At 45.0% G+C, this 16778-nt stretch carries 15 protein-coding genes and 1 pseudogene; 14 read left to right on the plus strand and 2 right to left on the minus strand.

What is annotated here, in order from left to right; genetic code table 11:
* The first annotated feature begins 207 nt into the window (after nucleotides 1-207).
* On the plus strand, nucleotides 208-3759 hold the full coding sequence (locus ACJJI6_RS03880) for an amino acid adenylation domain-containing protein (RefSeq protein WP_475712534.1): 3552 nt from the start codon (nucleotides 208-210) through the stop codon (nucleotides 3757-3759).
* A gap of 108 nt (nucleotides 3760-3867) precedes the next feature.
* On the opposite strand, the gene ACJJI6_RS03885 is transcribed toward ACJJI6_RS03880, so the two are convergent.
* Nucleotides 3868-5100: an MFS transporter gene (locus tag ACJJI6_RS03885; protein WP_444933446.1), complete on the minus strand. Its 1233-nt coding sequence runs from the start codon at nucleotides 5098-5100 to the stop codon at nucleotides 3868-3870.
* An 833-nt stretch (nucleotides 5101-5933) separates the two neighbouring features.
* Between ACJJI6_RS03885 and ACJJI6_RS03890 the strand changes: the two genes are divergently transcribed.
* From ACJJI6_RS03890 to ACJJI6_RS03935, 10 genes are all read left to right on the plus strand, one after another.
* Nucleotides 5934-6446, plus strand: a complete 513-nt coding sequence (locus ACJJI6_RS03890; RefSeq protein WP_475712535.1) for a hypothetical protein — start codon at nucleotides 5934-5936, stop codon at nucleotides 6444-6446.
* 29 nt (nucleotides 6447-6475) lie between these two features.
* On the plus strand, nucleotides 6476-7063 hold the full coding sequence (locus ACJJI6_RS03895; RefSeq protein ID WP_475712536.1) for a hypothetical protein: 588 nt from the start codon (nucleotides 6476-6478) through the stop codon (nucleotides 7061-7063).
* A 155-nt stretch (nucleotides 7064-7218) separates the two neighbouring features.
* Nucleotides 7219-7581, plus strand: coding sequence for a hypothetical protein (locus ACJJI6_RS03900; protein ID WP_475712537.1), 363 nt, complete (start codon nucleotides 7219-7221; stop codon nucleotides 7579-7581).
* A 17-nt stretch (nucleotides 7582-7598) separates the two neighbouring features.
* Nucleotides 7599-7943 (plus strand): hypothetical protein, encoded by a 345-nt coding sequence (locus tag ACJJI6_RS03905; protein WP_475712538.1) that lies wholly within the window; start codon nucleotides 7599-7601, stop codon nucleotides 7941-7943.
* A gap of 94 nt (nucleotides 7944-8037) precedes the next feature.
* Complete coding sequence (locus tag ACJJI6_RS03910; protein WP_475712539.1) at nucleotides 8038-8451, plus strand: immunity protein RhsI2 family protein; 414 nt, start codon at nucleotides 8038-8040, stop codon at nucleotides 8449-8451.
* A 148-nt stretch (nucleotides 8452-8599) separates the two neighbouring features.
* A complete protein-coding gene (locus ACJJI6_RS03915) occupies nucleotides 8600-9007 on the plus strand; it encodes a hypothetical protein (protein WP_445356285.1) in 408 nt (135 codons plus the stop codon).
* Between the two features lie 120 nt (nucleotides 9008-9127).
* On the plus strand, nucleotides 9128-9553 hold the full coding sequence (locus tag ACJJI6_RS03920; protein WP_444923456.1) for a hypothetical protein: 426 nt from the start codon (nucleotides 9128-9130) through the stop codon (nucleotides 9551-9553).
* Between the two features lie 93 nt (nucleotides 9554-9646).
* Nucleotides 9647-9946 (plus strand): hypothetical protein, encoded by a 300-nt coding sequence (locus ACJJI6_RS03925; RefSeq protein WP_444926028.1) that lies wholly within the window; start codon nucleotides 9647-9649, stop codon nucleotides 9944-9946.
* A 970-nt stretch (nucleotides 9947-10916) separates the two neighbouring features.
* Complete coding sequence (locus ACJJI6_RS03930) at nucleotides 10917-11210, plus strand: hypothetical protein (protein WP_444917897.1); 294 nt, start codon at nucleotides 10917-10919, stop codon at nucleotides 11208-11210.
* Between the two features lie 176 nt (nucleotides 11211-11386).
* Nucleotides 11387-11674 carry a hypothetical protein gene (locus tag ACJJI6_RS03935; protein ID WP_444911324.1) on the plus strand — a complete coding sequence of 96 codons (288 nt, stop codon included), beginning with the start codon at nucleotides 11387-11389 and terminating at the stop codon, nucleotides 11672-11674.
* Between the two features lie 54 nt (nucleotides 11675-11728).
* On the opposite strand, the pseudogene ACJJI6_RS03940 reads toward ACJJI6_RS03935, so the two are convergent.
* Nucleotides 11729-12669 (minus strand): annotated as a pseudogene (locus ACJJI6_RS03940) (IS110 family RNA-guided transposase).
* Between the two features lie 937 nt (nucleotides 12670-13606).
* On the opposite strand from ACJJI6_RS03940, the gene ACJJI6_RS03945 reads away from it, so the two are divergent.
* The 3 genes from ACJJI6_RS03945 to ltrA all read left to right on the plus strand — a co-directional run bounded on the left by ACJJI6_RS03945 (nucleotide 13607) and on the right by ltrA (nucleotide 16751).
* A complete protein-coding gene (locus ACJJI6_RS03945) occupies nucleotides 13607-14116 on the plus strand; it encodes a hypothetical protein (protein WP_475712540.1) in 510 nt (169 codons plus the stop codon).
* A 92-nt stretch (nucleotides 14117-14208) separates the two neighbouring features.
* A complete protein-coding gene (locus ACJJI6_RS03950) occupies nucleotides 14209-14892 on the plus strand; it encodes a tetratricopeptide repeat protein (protein ID WP_445356288.1) in 684 nt (227 codons plus the stop codon).
* A 566-nt stretch (nucleotides 14893-15458) separates the two neighbouring features.
* Complete coding sequence (gene ltrA / locus ACJJI6_RS03955) at nucleotides 15459-16751, plus strand: group II intron reverse transcriptase/maturase (RefSeq protein ID WP_445356309.1); 1293 nt, start codon at nucleotides 15459-15461, stop codon at nucleotides 16749-16751.
* The last annotated feature ends 27 nt before the right edge of the window (nucleotides 16752-16778 follow it).

Genomic DNA, 16778 nt, shown 5'->3' on the forward strand with positions numbered 1-16778 from the left:
GTAAATAAATTTCAAGTAATTCAAATAACAGAAAATTTGGACCAAATTTGAAAGACAGAGAAGTGTATTGAAAGTTATTTTTTGGGTTTTAATAAGCATAAAAGGTTATGTTCAGTGTGTAGCTCAATAAATAAACATAATGCCCAGCCCTTAGATTTTGAAATGGAAGAAATGGGCGCTGTATCATCAGGAGATACAGTTTGCGATTTGATCGAAAGACAAAAGCGAAAGAACCCCGATCAGGTCGTTATTATCGATGGCAACACAGAAATAAATTTCGCTTGCCTGATGAAGCGAGCGGATGGGATTGCGGCTGAGTTGGTAAATCGTGGGGTTGAGCCCGGTTCCTTGGTTGGTGTCTGTATGAGTCGGTCCTGGGAGCTGGTCGCGGCCCTACTCGGCGTAATGCGCGCAGGTTGTGCCTATGTCCCATTAGATCCAACTTATCCGCTAGAGCGGGTGCGATATATGCTTGACCACTCCAGAGCTGCCGCAGCAATCGTCGATTGCGACGACAATGCAAACTTGTGCCTTGGCGTGAAAGAGCTGTTATGGATCGATGAGTTACGAGAGCAGGCACCGGAGTTGCTATCGGGACATACCAGACCACGGACGAGTGATTTAGCCTATGTAATCTACACATCCGGCTCTACTGGAAGCCCGAAAGGGGTTGCTATCGAACACCGAAGCCTTATCGCTCTCAGTAAGTCTATGAGTGAGCTGTTGAGCGATGGAGAGCTAGGAGGCGTTTTGGCTTCGACCTCAGTTTGCTTTGACCCCTCGGTGATGGAAATTATCGGGACTCTTTCACTGGGCGGCCGAATTATTTTGTCAAAAAATATTTTGGAGTTGCCAAAACTTCCCTTTCGAGAGCAAGTGCGAACTTGTATCACCGTTCCATCTGCGGTTCAGGCTTTACTTTCGATAGACAAGCTGCCTCAGGGAGTGCGTTGCCTAATTTTTGGGGGTGAAGTACTTAAGCAATCCCTGGTCGAGCAAATATATGCGGGGGCTGAACAACTGCGGATAGTTAATGTTTATGGCCCCACAGAGGACACGGTTTACTCAACTTATACAGAGGTTAGCCCCGATAGCGACCAAATTACGATTGGAAGGGCGGTTTCAAGTTCACGCGCATATATTTTGGATGAGAGATTACAGCCAGTTGCTCCCGGCGAGGAGGGGGAGTTGTATTTGTCTGGTGATAAGCTAGCTCGGGGCTATTTAAATGATGAGCACCTGACCGAGGAGCGTTTTATACAGCCTGCCTCCAACTCCCGAATTCCCGATCAGCGCTTGTATAAAACGGGAGACCTGTGCCGATGGACAGCAAATGGAGAAATAGAATACTTGGGGCGCGCCGATTGCCAGGTGAAGATTAGGGGCTATCGTATTGAACTTGAAGAAATAGAATCGGCAATTGAGTCTATACCAGGCGTTGATGCTGCCGCTACTACCGTTATTGATGGCGGGGCGGGGCAGAAGATCCTGGTGGCCTATATTGTTGCTAGCGAAAAGACAATTACCGAAGTAGCAGTAAAAGAGTTTCTTGAACAGCGCCTTCCAAAATATATGGTCCCTCAGTTTGTCAAGCATCTGCAAGAGTTACCCTTGCTACCCAATAATAAGCTGGATCGTAAACGATTAGCCCTCCTTGAAGCGGAGCTTGTCGTTCCAACTGAAAGCAGTTTGGCTGCAAGCGATGATATTAATCGAAGCAGCGGAATGGGCGAGCACTTCGCTGGTTTATCAGTAGATAGCGAGGCAATTTTTACTTCAATTATCCGCGGTGAGATGGCTTCCATCATGAACCACCCAGATCCGGAGGTTGTGCTCCCAGAGATAGCCTTCGACAAGCAGGGCCTGGATTCGCTGACAACATTAGAATTGGCCAGCCGGTTGAGTCATTGCATTGGACACCCCCTATCTGCGCAAACAATCTTCGATTATCCCACGCCGAAGCTTTTGGCTGGCTATATGCTTGATTTGACGGAAGGTAGGATCAGTAGTGAATCAGCTAATGAGGTTGCCAAATCTGAAATTGATGCGCTGGCTAACTTCCAGTCCCAGCTCCAGTTGAGCCATCCAACTTTTCAGGCCGCAAAGGCGTCATCCTGGTCTGCTTCTGACAAAAGTAAGTTGGTGCAGGCGGTGATAGCCATGGCAAACAATCAGAAGAGGAATCCTTACAGTAAAGTTTTACGTACAGGTAGTGGGACGCACGGTACTGTTACAGATGTTTATAACGATGATACCCAGGAAGCGATTATTTGGACGACCAATCTCTACCTTGGCTTGAATAGAGATAAAGAAGTTATCGAACAGGCTTCATCCGCTGTACAGCTTTTCGGAACAGGAATGGGCACTTCAGCGGCGGCATCGGGCCTGACGGACCTTCACCTCCAGTTTGAAACGGAGTTTGCTGATTTGGTAGGCAAGTCTGGAGCCTGCTTGTTTCCAACGGGTTATACGGCCAATGTCGGGGTGGTGGCAGGAATATTAGGTAAAGATGATGTTGTGGTTATAGACCAGCTTTGCCATGCCTCAATTGTTGATGGGGCCCGTCTCAGTGGTGCCAAAATCAGAACTTTCCAACACAATAATGCCTCTGATCTGGAGTCGGTATTGGAATCTGAAGCATCTCCCTACCGAACAACACTAGTGGTTCTCGAGGGCGTTTACAGTATGGGGGAAGGTGCTGCGCCAGTAGCTGAAATCGTGCGTGGAGCAAAGAAATACAACGCTTTGACCTTAGTTGATGAGGCACACTCATTCGGTTTTTATGGTGAGCGTGGTGCCGGTATTTGTGCGGCTCAAGGTATTACTGATCAAGTTGACTTTATTATGACAACACTCAGTAAGTCGCTCGGTAGCCTTGGGGGTGTGGTTGCTGCGAGTAAGGAGTATGTCGACTTGCTGAGGTCCTCAGCCAGGGCATATATCTTTCAGGCTTCTATCAGTCCTGCAGATATTGCTGCCGCATTGACTGCCTTGCGTCGGATTAAATCTGACGATGGACTGCGTGATCGATTGTGGGATACGACCCGCTATATGCGTCGGAAATTCGAGCAGGCCGGATACGATTTGGGAACAGGTGATGGGCCTATTATCACGCCCCATTTTAAGGATAAAGAAAAACTATACGGGATAGTCCAAGCGCTTTATCAGCGCGGTATTCAAACCTCGGCCGTCACTTACCCGATAGTTGAGAGTGGCCGCGGTCGCCTGAGGTTGATCTGCTCGGCAGCTCACACCAGGGAGGATGTTGATAGGACCGTGGAAGCTCTTATTGAGGCTGAAAAAGAGGTTGATGCCCAATCCCAGGAAACAAAAGAGGAGGCTATGGATTTGGGGCAAGCCCTTGCTGAAATTGGTGAGTGGGCAAATACCTTTTCTAACTTCCTACAGGAATATATCAATCGACTATCCAGCCCTGTGCCCAACTTGTGCTTGTCTGTGAGTGTTGCTGAACAGTTTGAGCCGGTGAGGATTTTAATTGATGGCGGCAAAGTAACCTTGAGTGATCTCTCGGTCAACGACGTTCCTTTTTGCTCAGTAACGCTAAGAAATCAGAGGTCTGTCACGGCCTTGCGGCTTCACGATGTTCAGTCGCTACTTGATGATATTTGTACAGGTAGCTGCACCTTAAGCGGTCAGGTTGAGCCATTTATATGGTGGATCGCCCGTATTCTAGATTTAAGTGTGGAGGTAAATAACCCTGTAGACTGTGGATTAGCTAGAGAGCGGGCGATTCATTAACTAATGAGGGGCGAGGTTTAAAGTTTTGGGCCTTTCAGCTTACCCTGATGGGCCCATGTCTGGTGCCACTGGCAGAGTAGGTCGGTTACTTATTTGCCTGATTTTTCACTATGCTACGCCAGGGAGTTTGCGCCAGCTCCAGCGGATTAAAACAAATACTAATATCGATGCAGCTGCTGTAATGTAAAACGGTAAGCGGATATCAACTTCCATTGCCATGCCCCCCGCGAGCGAAATCAAGCTTGCTACCAGCGTGAAGCCCGCAGTAGCTATTCCCATCACCCAACCCTGTTCCGTTTCATCGACACTATTGGCAAATATATTCAAGAGGGCGGGGTAAGCGAGCCCAAAGCAAAGGTACGCGAAGAACACACTGAGATAACATAGCCAAATATGGCTGCTGAATACGAAGACTAACGCGCTCGCGCCCATCACTAAGGCGGAAACTGTAACTACCAGGGGTTTAGTCCAGCGGGACAAAACAGGCTTGACCATAAAGAGGCTGGAAATTGCCACCGCAATACCCATAGTCAGCATGGCCATACTGGTTATTAGCAGGCCTGCCTGGAATCTACTGCTTAAATAGTTTGTGATAAATATATAAAAGCTGAGATGCACCAGCATGAAACAGAGATAGGCAGGGCAAAGTCGGACAACCCGAGGACGGTCCTTCAGATGTATAAACTGAGTAAATAGATCCAGAAAGCGAAGCCTAAGCTGCATCGGGGCTTGCCGGGTATCGTGATAAAAGGTCAGGATCAAAAACAAAGTAATAGCGACAAGTACCAGAGCAAAGTAAAAGGGTAGTTGGATACTGGCTATGCTCCCCAATAGCTCCCTGTCTGCCAGGACTCCTGCCATAATCGGTCCAGCTACAGCCCCAGCACTCATTCCGGCTACCAATAACCCTAGGTTCTTGGAGGCTTCCAGCTCACTTTGGCTGGCGTCAATCATTGCTGCTTGAGCAATAGGTTGGTTTCCCGCAGTAAAGCCGCTGATCACTCGTCCGAGAATAAGAAGCCAAAGGCTATTGCTTAGCAAAGAGAGGACAGTGATAGCGTATCCGGCCATGGCCCCCACCAAACACAGCACCATGGCAGTTTTGCGTCCAATATTGTCAGACAGTTTGGCGATATATACGGACCCAACAAACCACGCCAGAAAGAAGCTGCTGATCACAACTCCATAGTACAAGTGCCGAGTTGATTGTGGCGTATCAGTAGGTAGGAACTGGAATTTTGTCGACATAACCAATTCATTGATGATCGGGAACAGCAATCCCTGACCCATCAGATCTACAAAAACTACTGCCAAAAGGGCTAAACGGCACATGGCAGACATAACCACTTCCTCCCCCAGCTTCAGCTTTGCTGCCTAAAGCAAGATAGCAGGTGATGAATAGGTGACGGAGCCTGTCATTGAGCAGCGTAAGCCAGGTAAGAGCGATAGAGCTATTTGAGACTAAGCGCACGGTTAGTTACCCGGAAATAAAGGCGGTTAAGACAGTTGAGGCTTGCTCTATATATCAGAATTCAAGAGAAGCTTCTCCTATTTCTGGAAGTGACGATCTATCTCTTTGATTTTTATAGGGTTGATAATGTTATAAAGAGCAGAAAAAGCAGGTGGATATATAGCGCCTGCTTTATATCTACCTGTTGAGAATTATGTCAAAGCTCTTAACTTTTTGATATTATTGGGTTTTTGAGGTTATCTTGAAAGAAGTGAGTAGAATTATATAGAAGGGTGATATAAAGACGCTTCTTTTGAATTAACTGTTATTGGTCGCTCGCTCCAGTTTTGCGGGGGTTCAATAAAGAATAGCAGGTAATTATTAGGTTGCTGTATAAAAAAACAGTATTGGCGGGAAAGCCCATAGCCAACGGTTCGACCTTCATGTAAGCTTCGAAGCTTCAGCGACGCTCGCATAACGAAGTTAATGCGGACGGCGCAGCCGCTTCGAAGCAAGGCCGCGAACCTAGTGCTGCTAGTTTCTCTCTCCGAATCGTGGTAGACAATAAAAGAAAGATATTTGTAGTGGATTTGTACACAGTGCCACGAGCAACAAATAACAACCCGATTATGCGGAAACCTAAAAGTTGTCATTCCCTTTGCTTGCACAAAGGCACTGCCAACTTTCTTAACGGTTCCGCATATCTATTTTCGTTAGGTGCCTTATGAGGTTTATTGCAACACTTTTATTACTGGCATTCAGTGAAACTGTTTGGTCTGAGGAAAATAAAAATGAATACGATTTAACCCCATTATGTAATCAACTCTACAAGATTGCGACTTCAGCACTTATTCACAAAGAAAAAGGTATGACTAAAGAACAATTACTAGCGCCTCTTCCAGATCTCACAACTTTAATTGTGATGCCTTTTTCGAAACAAAAACACTTAGCCCAAAATATGCATCGGATAGCAGATGAAATTTATACATTTGAAGATTTGGAGGTGAGATCATACTCAGCTTTTACTGCTGAGTCTTGTCACAGACAACTTCAAGGGTTACATGTTCCTGGGAGCTTCGAAGTAGCTTACCCGAAACTATTGGAGTGTAATAAGCTGCCAACACCACAAGAAAGAATTGACTGTGGCATGGTTGTCTCAGGTTCAACTGTGAAACCTCAGAAATCAGCACCTAACAAGCAAATTCAACCGACGCCAAACGGCGGCGCGGCTGATTAGGGCGTTAGGCCACATAAGGAGATATTGAGGTGAAGAAGGTCATTTATATCTTGCTTTCTTTGTTTTATGGAAATGCTGAAGCAAGTAGCGAAGACATTGATATTTTACTCAAAAATGCAACAGAAAGAGAGGGGCTAAGGAAGGCGCAGGTAGAGAGAATTTTAGACACGTATGATCTGGAGAAATGGATTTTTACCAGCCGAGTTGTAATTGATGAAAACGCAATTCGCCCTTCAAGTCATCCCGTTTTAACTTTCAATGTTAAGCGCATCGGAAGTGATGAATCCTTTCTTGCTAGCTTTTTGCATGAGCAAATTCACTGGTTTGAAGAAAAAAACAAAACACAAGTAAATGCGGCCATTGAAGACTTGAAGAAAATATATCCAAATGTTCCTAAAAAGCGTCCAGACGGAGCAAGAGATGAGTACTCTACCTATTTGCACTTGATAGTATGCTACTTAGAGTATGATGGGTTGCGTCAAAATATAGGAGATAAAAGAGCAACAGAGATCATCTCTAAGAACTCCGAGTATTTTTACAAATGGATTTATAAAACTGTGCTAAATGACGGAGAGGCTATTCGCAAAGTAATCGAGGCGCATACACTTCGCATATAGACTGCCGGCCTAACTAGGCAATGCAGCCGACGTCTTACTTTATGCACTTTTTGCACAGTCGCTATACTCTCATTTTCGTGCAAAAAGCACACAAAGTAAGCCGCGCCTGATTGCGACGTTAGTGTGCAGCACAGAATGTTAATTATGGTTTTAAAATGAATAGATTAATAATAGCTTTTTGTATAGTCATGTTTACGGGTTGTGAAATCCAAAAAGAAGCAAACCAAAAATTTGGAGATCAACACTTTAAAACAGCGATTTCTTTAATCGAGCTTCATAATATACGTACTGGTTCGTATCCAGAAACATTAAGCGATATCCAGTTCATTGGAGACTGGGATCAAATTGCTTTGCAGTCGGTAAAGTATGGCAGAGTTAAAGGCGGTTATACTTTATCCGTTACTAATGGGTGGGTCGGAAAGCCTGAACTTCAGTACCCTCCAGAGTTTTGGGTGGGGCTTGGAATTAAGCACACTAACAAGTCAATTCAGTCGACCGCTAAAGCGTCGGCTGATTGAGGCGTTAGGTGCGCACAATGTCGGACGATGATAAATGGTATTCAATAAAAGTCGAAGCGATAGTTTCATTGTTGCCGGGCAGTGAATCTGGTCGCAAAAAAGGTATTACATCTGGCTACCGACCTAATCATAATTTCGGTGGGCCAGATAATAATGAAATGAGAATGGGCCAAATTACCGTAGATAATGATGAGTGGATAAGCCCGGGAGAATCAAAGGCAGTTGAGATTCATTTCATAATGCCGGAAGGTTATGTAATAGATCTTGTCCCAGGTCTTACATGGCGCATTCAGGAGGGTGGCCACTTGGTAGGTAATGGCAAAATTACAAAGGTAATCTCATCAGATGTGCCAGCTAATTAAACAATCACCTAACAAGGCGCAGCAATTCGCAGCCTTCGGCTGCCGGACGCTCGCAAGCTCGCGCCGTTGTGCTTTGCGTTAGGCAGAAGTAGCCATGAAGAAAATATTCTCACTAGAAATTGAGCATGTAGATGATCCTTCACGAGTTGAAAAGGCACAGAAACTGTCTCTCGATAGTAGTAAGCCTCACCTGGGACTGAAAGGTGTTTATGGTTTATATGGTTCTCCCGAATGGTGGGACAATATTTATACTGGCAAAGTACCTAGCAAGATTTATGAAGGGGTCATTGACGATATTCACTTTACAGGAATGCATAATGAGGCTGAAGGCTTCACACTAAAGCTGGATAACGGTGGTACTTATTCATACACCTGCGTAGTGAATCGAAGAAGAAACATGAAGCACTATCAAGTTGGCAGGAGAGCGAGAGTAACCACATTTATCGAAGTTCTAAAGAAAGGTACAGATCACGAATTTGTATGGCAAATAGAGGTGGAAAATACCTAACAAGGCAAAGCAGCATCAGTAGCTGCGCTCCTTGGACAGCCTTGCCGTTACTCGTTTTGTGCATGGCTTCGCCATTATTGCACAAAACAATCAACAACAAGTCTGCCGCTGTTTGCGGCGTTAGGCGTCCAAGAGAATCGAGTCCCTGATGGAAATTAGCGACATAAGAAAAAAGTTTGAAGAGTTCATTGGCACAGAAAGGTATGTGAGCTTTCTGTCCACTATTTGTTGCTCAAGCAAAGAAAATGATCGCCTTAAATTCAAACAAGAGATTGAATGGGAAAAATTTGCTAGCGAGTATGATCTAGGCCAAAAAACATACCCAGAAATATGGTCGCTGTTTCAATACTGCCATTTACATCAAGTTGAGTTTGAGCTAGATGATGTTGAAATCATTTATGGTACAAGAAAATCTCCTACAGAAGCGGAGCAGCGAACTGCTAATGAAAAATATCCTTATGCTAATGTTGTGGCTTATGGGCCTTGCTGGGTTGAAAGTGTAAAGACAAAAGAGGTTCTTTACTGCAGCAAGTGTAGAGAAAACTATGGTAGCTAAGATAGATTGTTCGCCTAACAAGGTGATGATGTTCGTTCCGCCCCTACGGGCCTCCACCGGACCTCGGTGCTTCGCACCTCCGGCCTCATATCACGGCGTTAGGCCCAAAAGGAACAAGCAATGAGAACTCTTATCATGACTGTATTACTGCTTGTAGCAACAAATGTCTTTGCAGACAAAACACTGCAATGTGAGCGGTACACCGTTAAAGAAGGCGAAGCTTTCAAACAAGACAGAACAATATTCACTTTTACCTTTTCGGCAGACAACCAATCAGTTATTTACAAGAAAATATCCGGCCCCGAATGGTTTATGCCGTCAGGCTCAGTTTTGCAGCCAATTTGGAATTCCGGGGACGGATTGCGCATTGTCGTTTCTTGGCTGAATGGTGATTACGAGAAAATAGATACTGTGTGGCATCCTGTGCATGTCTTAGACATAGACTTTAGTAAGCCAAGATACGAAATGGAAACGTACGGTGGCTTCGCTGATTTCAGTGAAGTCGTTTATTCTCCGTGGAAGCAAGAATGCATGCGAACAGACTGAACGCAACTTACAAATATGGCCTAACAAGTACAGCCAGCAGGACAACCCTATGCTTCGCTCCGGTTTGCCTCTGCTGTAGGCGTTAAGTGAAAAATGAATATCTGGGAACTATACAAAGAAGACCAAAAGTTGGCCGACTTAACACAAATAGACCTTGATCAGCCTTGGTTCATAGGTGTGTTGGTTCCAACTCCGCCTTTTGATGAATACCGTAATCTCTTTGAAAAAGCTCAGAAATTTATAGAAACCGAAGAATTCGATTCTGAAGAATCAGAAGATACCTTTGTTGCAATTGATAATTTAAAACTGCAATTGGTGCGTATGTCGGATAAACGTGTATTTAAAGACGTAATGCTATGTATATCTGGTGATGAGGTATGGTGGCGTATTTAGTAACTGTATGTGAGTCACTTAACAAACGCAGGCACAATCGCACACTTCGTGTGCTGGACCTCCGGTGCTTCGCACCTCCGGCCTGTGCTGCGGGGCGTTATGTGTAAGTAAGGGCAAAAGTAGAGTATGGAAGGTTTTCTATTCATTTTGATCATGCTGCTTCTACTTTGCGTAGCACTATCTCCTAGCCTAGTAATTTGGCTGTGTGCATATTTGTGGTTGCCTGATGCTTATAAGCTCCCGCCGTACAAAATGACAATCGCTTGTTTCATACTGGCTTTAATTACGGCATTTTTACTGAATGTAGAGCTCGAAGGTGGAGCTGGCTCTAGCGTAGTCGTTATTCTCGCATTTTCCGTTCTATGGTCAGCTATTTTGGTTCCCATTGGCGCTCTGGCCAAGTATCTTAAAGCGCGCTGTGCGTAGCGCCACACATAACAATCAGCGGCAGAGCGACAGCCAACGCTACGCACCTTTTGTGTACTCGCTGGCGCTCAAACATTAACACAAAATGCGCTCCGCGCTGGCTGCGCCTGCGCTGGGCGTTTATAGGGCTAGAAATTGAGCCAAATTCACAAAGACCAAAAATTAAGTGTATATCTGTGGAAATTCATGGTTTGTCTTTTTGTCTCAAGCTTGATTCCCATGGCATATGTACTTTGGGCAGTTTCACCAGGGTTAAAGGGAAATTGGTTTGGTGTTGCTGTGGTTTCAGCAGTTTGTTCAGCATTATTGACTGCGGCTTTACCGGTAAATAACGCTCGTTACTATGTCCCAAGTAGTGTTGTGGTGGGCGTGTTATTTTATGGGATAATTCAGGGTTACTTATTATACAATGGGGCCCCATAACTAGGCCAAGCAGGCTCGCCCAGCCCCTGTGGGGCTAGGCTGGACAGCCTACGCGGCGCGCTTCGCACGCAAACGCTCCGGCCGCCCCTGTTGGCAACGTTATGCATAGAGTATTTAGCGGATGAGTAATGAGGCTGAAAGGGTATACCTTGAAGAAATCAATAGATCCTTCAATATTTTTCGTAACGATGATAGATTTAAAGAATTTCTTTGTAAATTTAATGTGGAAGAGGGTATCTCGTCTTCCGATGTAACCAGTATCTACAATAATATGGTTAATATTTACAATAGATCTCAAGAAGGAGCGATAATTGATGGGCGAAAGCTCAAAAGAATATGGAACACTCTAGAGTATTTAACGCTAAAAAATATTCAGCTTGAAGAAAAGTTGTCAGTTCTAAAAAAAGACCACTAATGCACGAGATAGCTCCCGGCTTTTGCATGGGAAAATGCATAACAAACAGCGGCAGAGCGACGGCCAACGCTACGCACATTTTGTGTTACTCGCTGGCGCTCAAACATTAACACAAAATGCGCTCCGCGCTGGCTGCGCCTGCGCTGGGCGTTAGGCGATGAGGGTTAAATAAAACCATGAATCGAAGATTTTATAAATCGTATGCTGAGGGCATGGAAGGTGAGGAAGGTGCATTCCTTTGTGAAGTTGTAGACCAGCTAATCGTGAGGCAAATTTACGTTATCGATGGATGCCATTTTTGGGCGACACCTGACACCGAAAATAATGAGGTATACTTTTTTACTGATCAACCGGAGTTTCCTGAGGGAGATATACCTCGTCTTGAGAAAGAGTTTGATCTTGTAGAATTAACGGAAGAAGAGTTTCTGAAAGTGTGGGAAATTGCACAGAAAGAAAATTATTGAACCGAGTTATGGGAGCAGCCGCCTAACAAGTGACTATGGTTGCCCATCAAGTTATTAAGCCATACTTTCATCTCTGTAGGTGTTATTTTTCACCATCGTATTCAGGATCGTAATCTGCTTTCTCATGCTGGCAATTAGAGCGACCCTTTAAATTTGCCAGCATCGACTAATCGCTTATACATCGGCTTTAGTTTGGGATGATGCTGTATGGCTGGCCTGATGGAAACAAACAGAACCGTGCGTACACAATGCCTTCCGCCCCGAATATATCTCTTTCCCTGGAAGCTGACGCTAGCACGGTTAATTGGGGCGACACCTACAAGTGCAGCGATTTCTTTACGGTTCAATTCTCCGAGCTCAGGAAGTTCACTCATCAGCTTATAAGCCAATACATTTCCGACTCCTTTAGGGTTCAACAATAGGTCGCGCCTTTGCTGCCACTCAGACACACTGTTAACCAGTTTATCTAGTTGCTTGTCGATACCTTGTAGCTCTTTCTTGATGGTATTTAGAATGGTCCGTATAGGTTTGTGTACTGATTTTGGCATTCTCTGAAGCCGATTCTTTTGCATTGTGCTCATCTCTAAACACTGACTTCTTACCGCCAGTAAGTCACTGATCTCCCTAAGTTTTTCTGGTTTTAGCGTCGATAGCCTTGGCTTCATGGCCTCACCGAAATGTGCAATATCCATTGCATCTAGCTTGTCGGTTTTGGCGAGACGCCCTGCGGATTTAGCGAAGCTTCTTATCTGAGAAGGATTGCAAACAACAATAGGTAATCCTGCTTTGTCGGCGGCGCAAACAAACTCTAATTCGAGTCTTCCTGTAGACTCTATTAGTACTCTTTGGGGTTTAAGAGGTTGTAATTGTTTAATGGCATCCTTAATGCCATTTTTATCATTGGCAACACTAAAGAATTGGCCAGTAGGTCTCACATAAATATCGAGTTGTTTACTGCTGGTATCGATACCGACATTGATCTCTTGAGGTTCCATAAGATAAGCTATCTCCGCCTTGCTATTCGGGCTCGAGGCCCACATGACTATCCGAGTTATGCCTAGTGAGTGTCTGTCACGTTCCTACTTGTTAACGGTCTTTATAAACCGGCGCAGCAACGAACTGTGACAAACAAGGCCTTCGGTGGCCGCCGAAGGTGGGTCTCAATTTACCCGTTAACGAAAAGGATTTTCAACATCAGAATCAGGCAAGAACAACCATACAAGGCGTTGCAGACGGACAGTTTGTTCCACTGCTCAAATGTGTTGTCGCTACGCTATAATACATTTGCTCCGCTCCACAAACTGCTGCTGAACTTGGCGTTATGTGCTTCAACGAAGAGATATGAACTTTGAGTAAATGGCTTTACCTAATAGTTGTTTTTGTCATGGCCGGTTTGCTTTATCCAATAATCTATCTCCTGGGCCTAGAAAGGTTAGGGGGCGGAGCTTTACTGAAGGTCCCGGAGTTCATCTTGTATAGCGTGCTAATAGGATTCTTCTTGTATCCGTTCATGGAGGGTTATAGACGCTATAAGATGGGTAGTCACTCATTGGCTGTTATTTTTCTTATCTCCGGAATAATTTTACCAGTTATAAGTGGCGCTTTTTTAATAATTTTATTTGAATCTATGTTGAAGTCTGGAAGCCATGGATGACACAGCAGCACATAACCAGGCCAAGCAAGCTCGCCCAGCTATGAGCTGGGCTGGACGGCCTACGCTACGCTTCGGCCGCCCTTGTTGGCAACGTTATTGTGGCGGTCGGTTTTATTGATTTTTCGTGGTAACTGAAGGTTTCGTGCCACTAAATAGCATCTGGTATTGAGCAATTTTACTGATTGCTATTCAGGAAGTTTCGCTCCAAGAGTGTTCGCTCGGGTGTTGTAAAAAGAGGCAGTCCGCTGCAATTTCGCGGATTGCCAGTAAGATAGGAATTGGTTAGGGAAAGTGCGGTATTCTTCCCTCGTAAATATTGGGCAGCGGCCAGCCAAACTATGGCTGGCAAAGTGCTAGTAGTCGGTCCCGAGCGCGCCAGCCATAACCAGGCTAGGCAAGCTCGCCCACCCCCTTCGGGGCTGGGCTGGACAGCCTACGCGTTGCTTCGGCTGCCCTTGCTAGCGGCGTTAAATGTCATCATGGATATCAAGCAAAAAGTTAAAGAATTAATCAATGAAGGTTACGTAGAAGGCGAACTTGAGATTGATCCGCTTTGGTACATTATCTGGAAGCCTGAAGAAATTGATCAGTTCAATAAAGAGTATCAATTCTCAGAATATGCTCCAGAATTCACTGGCTTCGGGGACAGCGGAAGCAACGAAATATTGGCAGTAAATGCAAAAGGCGAAGTATTTACAATTCCATCCATCGGTATGGAATCACAGTATGCTGATAAGATCGCCGATAGCATTGACGACCTTAAGCAGTACATGAAGAAAAACATTTAACAAGCGCAGGTTGTCGGACTGGCTTTTCGCTGCGCTCCAAACCAGCCGCAACTGCGGGCGTTAGCTACTCCCACACCTAAAAGTACGAGTAAATGAAGAAGATAATTTCAGTAGTAGGATTAATCATTTCAATGAACACATATGCGGGTCTTGATGAAGGAATAGAGCTTTATCATGCAGGAAAATACAAAGAAGCATTTGTAATGTTTAATGCTGAATCTGAAAAAGGTGACCCTGCTGGTCAGCATTTAACTGCAAGCTTGTATTACCAAGGGTTAGGAGTCGAAAAAGACCTAGAGATTGCAGTAAAGCTCTTCAAGCAAGCTGCTGAAGGAGGGTATCTACCTTCTATTGCTAATTTGGGTCTTATGTATATGCAGGGTGACGGTGTAGAGCAAGATCCAAATTCATCATTTAGGTACACTGAAAAAGCAGCAGAACTTGGTGATTTGCAAAGTATTTTCAACCTTGGTCAATTTTATCGTAAAGGCTTTGGTGTAGAGCCGAACCAAGAAAAAGCGGCTCAATGGTATGGGAGTGCAGCTGAAAGTGGTGTTATTCAAGCACAGAACGAGTACGGGCTTATGTTTGCTCAAGGACATGGCGTTGAACTTGATTATGTTAAAGCTTATGCATGGATCAAAATGCCTGCCGAAGCTGGAGATGGTCAAGCGTTAAAAAACCTTGCCCAACTCAAAGAAATTTTAGGCTCTGATATCAGCAAAGCCGAAAAACTTGCTGAAGAGTACAAATTAAAATATGCAGCTAACAAGTAAATCCAGGTGACGCATACGGCGCACCTGATATAGGCGTGTGTGCCAGGCATGGCATTTAACTAGAGAGGTGAAAGCCCTCTTACCAGGTATTCGTGGAGCCGAAGGTTAGCGAAAGGGCAAGGTTAATATCGCGAGGTATTGGCTGGAGGAAGCCCAACGCAAATTCACGGGGTGATGAACAAGAACTGGATATGAGGTGTGACGCAGGTGGAGCCAGTGGGCACGTGACCATAAAGCTCTCCATCCACAATTGGCCTACGTTTTTATAAATCCAGCATCTACGTGAAGAAAGTTAAATGTCTTACCCTGGGAGGTCTATGGGTTGTTAATGGAGTAACTGAAAACTGAGAGATTGGTTTTGACCGATCCATAGAAGTCAGCAGAGGGCATAGTAGGTAGATTTCGTGCTACTGAAGGCCTGAACAATTCTGGACAGTATTATTAACGCAGAGCTTGATGACTGCATCTGACAAGTAACTTAGTTACCAGAGAAAAAAAATTTTTTTTCTGGGTGAACATCAAACTGGAAACTTAATCATACATTGTCCAATTTCCCATCTCTTTTAATGCAGCGAATTCTAGATAGGAATAATCTGTTTCGAGCATTACAACAAGTTTCTCGTAACCAGGGTGCGCCAGGTCTCGATGGTATGACGGTAAAACAACTGCCGGAACATCTTAAGCAGACTTGGATTGCTACCCGACAAAAGGTGCTTAGTAGTAGTTATCGTCCTCAACCGGTGAAACGCGTCTTTATACCAAAAGGCAATGGAGGCCTGCGTCCATTGGGTATACCAACGGTGCAAGATAGATTGATCCAGCAAGCTATCGCACAGATACTCAGTGAGCAATGGGAGCTGAAGTTTCATGCTCTTAGTTTTGGTTTTAGACCAAATCGATCGGCACACCAGGCGATTAGACAGGTCCAAAACTTTGTTCGGCAAGGAAAGCGCTGGACGATCGATATGGACTTGAAATCCTTCTTTGATGAAGTGAATCATGACAAGCTCATGCTAACACTGAAGCAAAGCGGAATACCGGCTGATGTGCTGGGGTTGATAAACCGATACCTAAAAGCGCCAACGGTAGTCGATGGCAAGGTAATAGCTACAACAAAAGGCGTCCCGCAAGGTGGGCCGTTATCTCCGCTTCTAGCGAACATTGTGCTTAATGAACTGGACTGGGAGCTGCACAAGCGGCAACTCAGTTTTGTACGATATGCCGATGATTTTCAAATTCTGGTGGGAAGTCGTCGGTCTGCAGAGCGGATAAAAGTAAGCCTTACGCACTTCATCAAATGTAAGCTGAAGCTCACAGTAAATACTGAGAAGAGTGCAGAGGATCACTTCTGGAAGCGGAGCTTTCTAGGATTTAGATTGCTGAAGAAGGATGCCCGGATAAAGGTATCAGAATCATCGATTAATAAATTGAAGGCAAAGATCAGAATGGTCACCCGCCGAACACGAGGCCGCAAGTTTACTCAGATCATAGAAGAGTTAAAGAAGTCCCTGCTTGGTTGGAAAGCGTACTTTGACATCAGTGAAGTACTGAGCCCTCTGAAAGATCTGGACAAGTGGATAAGGCGGAAGTTGCGATGTTATTTATGGAAGCAATGGGGACGTAGTGGTTACCGCAGATTAAGAAGGCTGGGTGTTGATCGCTTTTTAGCGTGGAACACGGCCAAATCAGCGCATGGACCATGGAGGCTAAGCAAAAGTCCTGCCCTTTACAGAGCATTGCCAAATAGATACTTTAGGAACTTGGGGCTGCCGGAATTGGCAGATAGGAAGGGGAATAGAATTGAACCGCCATGGTACGTGATCCGTATGCCTGGTGGTGTGGGAGGAGAGCCATCGTGAGGTGCCTCCCTATCCCGATTATGTTTT

This window comes from Microbulbifer maximicatervae (SeqCode) (assembly GCF_056232625.1).

What these genes read in the sequence shown, in the direction of transcription:
- ACJJI6_RS03935 (WP_444911324.1), top strand. Translation starts at nt 11,387, where the DNA reads ATGAATCGAAGATTTTATAAATCGTATGCTGAGGGCATGGAAGGTGAG.
- ACJJI6_RS03950 (WP_445356288.1), top strand. Translation starts at nt 14,209, where the DNA reads ATGAAGAAGATAATTTCAGTAGTAGGATTAATCATTTCAATGAACACA.
- ACJJI6_RS03930 (WP_444917897.1), top strand. Translation starts at nt 10,917, where the DNA reads ATGAGTAATGAGGCTGAAAGGGTATACCTTGAAGAAATCAATAGATCC.
- ACJJI6_RS03910 (WP_475712539.1), top strand. Translation starts at nt 8,038, where the DNA reads ATGAAGAAAATATTCTCACTAGAAATTGAGCATGTAGATGATCCTTCA.
- ACJJI6_RS03920 (WP_444923456.1), top strand. Translation starts at nt 9,128, where the DNA reads ATGAGAACTCTTATCATGACTGTATTACTGCTTGTAGCAACAAATGTC.
- ACJJI6_RS03890 (WP_475712535.1), top strand. Translation starts at nt 5,934, where the DNA reads ATGAGGTTTATTGCAACACTTTTATTACTGGCATTCAGTGAAACTGTT.
- ACJJI6_RS03885 (WP_444933446.1), bottom strand. Translation starts at nt 5,100, where the DNA reads ATGTCTGCCATGTGCCGTTTAGCCCTTTTGGCAGTAGTTTTTGTAGAT.
- ltrA (WP_445356309.1), top strand. Translation starts at nt 15,459, where the DNA reads ATGCAGCGAATTCTAGATAGGAATAATCTGTTTCGAGCATTACAACAA.
- ACJJI6_RS03925 (WP_444926028.1), top strand. Translation starts at nt 9,647, where the DNA reads ATGAATATCTGGGAACTATACAAAGAAGACCAAAAGTTGGCCGACTTA.
- ACJJI6_RS03905 (WP_475712538.1), top strand. Translation starts at nt 7,599, where the DNA reads ATGTCGGACGATGATAAATGGTATTCAATAAAAGTCGAAGCGATAGTT.
- ACJJI6_RS03900 (WP_475712537.1), top strand. Translation starts at nt 7,219, where the DNA reads ATGAATAGATTAATAATAGCTTTTTGTATAGTCATGTTTACGGGTTGT.
- ACJJI6_RS03915 (WP_445356285.1), top strand. Translation starts at nt 8,600, where the DNA reads ATGGAAATTAGCGACATAAGAAAAAAGTTTGAAGAGTTCATTGGCACA.